Source organism: Mesorhizobium sp. ZC-5, assembly GCF_025753855.1.
GTDB lineage: Bacteria > Pseudomonadota > Alphaproteobacteria > Rhizobiales > Rhizobiaceae > Neomesorhizobium.
In genome coordinates, this window is the sequence record NZ_JAOWPT010000053.1 from 1 (window position 1) to 1,581 (window position 1,581).

At 63.8% G+C, this 1,581-nt stretch carries 2 protein-coding genes; both read right to left on the reverse strand.

All coding sequences use genetic code 11. From position 1 onward, the window contains the following. Positions 1 to 990 (reverse strand): ABC transporter ATP-binding protein (locus OHD58_RS30440; protein ID WP_263807300.1); only part of this gene is annotated, 990 nt, incomplete at its 3' end. Beyond that, the coding region (locus OHD58_RS30445; RefSeq protein ID WP_263807301.1) for an ABC transporter ATP-binding protein at positions 987 to 1,581 on the reverse strand (595 nt) is incomplete at its 5' end. The genes OHD58_RS30440 and OHD58_RS30445, both read right to left, overlap by 4 nt.

Below are 1,581 nucleotides of genomic sequence, written 5' to 3' on the forward strand. Positions count from 1 at the left end.
CTCGGCCGGCATGCCCGTCGCCGGAGCGCGCACATGACAGGCCACGACCCGTCCGTCGGCCATTGGCACCAGAGGCGGCACTTCGATGCGGCAGCGTTCGACCGCGAGCGGACAGCGCGGGTGGAATGCGCAGCCTTTCGGCGGATTGATCGGGCTCGGCACCTCGCCTTCCACGGGTGCCTCCAGCCGCACTCGCTTTGGATCCGGCACCGGAGCTGCCGCAATCAGCGCCTCGGTGTAGGGATGGACCGGTTTCGCGAAGAGCGTCTCGCCTGGGGCGAGCTCCACGATCCGTCCCAGGTACATGACCGCGACGCGATGCGCGATATGCTCCACGACGCCGAGGTCATGCGAGATGAAGACGAAGGCGATGCCCAACTGCTGCTGGAGATCCAGAAGCAGATTCAGAATCTGCGCCTGCACGGAGACGTCAAGGGCTGACACGGCCTCGTCTGCGATGATGAGAGAGGGGTTGAGCGACAAGGCGCGTGCAATGCCGAGCCGCTGGCGCTGACCGCCCGACAACTCGGATGGCAGCCTGTGCATCATGTCCGGCGACATTCCGACCTTTCGGAGAAGGTCCCCGGCGAGTGCCTGACGCTGCTTCCGGGTGAGGCGCTCAAAATTCTCGACAGGCTCAGTAACGATCTGTCCAGCCGAGAGGCGGGGATTTAGCGACGAGTAAGGATCCTGAAAGACCATCTGCATCCGACGGCGCCACGCGTGAAGCGCGTCCTTCTTGAGGCCCGCAATGTCGGTCCCGTCGATCATTACGCGCCCGCTAGTCGGCTGCACGAGCCGCATCAGGAGCCGCGCGACGGTGGACTTGCCGCAGCCGGATTCACCGACGATGCAAAGCGTCTCGCCCGCCTCGACGGAGAAGGATACATCCTCCACCGCCCGGATCACCGGAATGGTCTTCTTCAGGATTCCCGAGCCAAGCGGATAATGCTTGGTCAGATTCTCGACTTTCAGCAAAGGACCGTTCATGCGCCCATCACCTCTTCGGCGCGCCAGCAAGCTGCGGCGTGGCTCGACCCGACATCACGCAGGACGGGCGTCTTTTCGCGGCAAATATCGATCGCGAACGGGCAGCGAGGCGCAAAGCTGCACCCGACAATGGGCTCGCGCAGGCTTGGGACAATGCCGGGAATTTCTGGAAGGCGATGCTGGCGGCCGCGCCGCCGGTCAGGCACCGATCGCATGAGGCCTTGGGTGTAGGGGTGCGCGGGACGCGCAAACAAATCTATCACGTTCGCCTGCTCTACGATTCGGCCGGCATACATGACAATGACGCGTTGGCATGTCTCGGCCACGACCCCCAGATCATGCGTGATGAACATCACGGCCGTTCCCGTGCGCTCTTTCAGATCGACGATGAGCCGCAGGATCTGCGCTTGGATCGTGACGTCGAGGGCCGTCGTCGGCTCGTCGGCAATCAACAGTTCCGGGGAGCAGGCAAGAGCCATGGCGATCACGGCGCGCTGGCGCATCCCGCCCGACATTTCGTGAGGATAGTTGTTGACGCGGCGCTCGGGGTCCGCGATGCGGACGAGACGAAGCATCTCTTCGGCCTTCGCC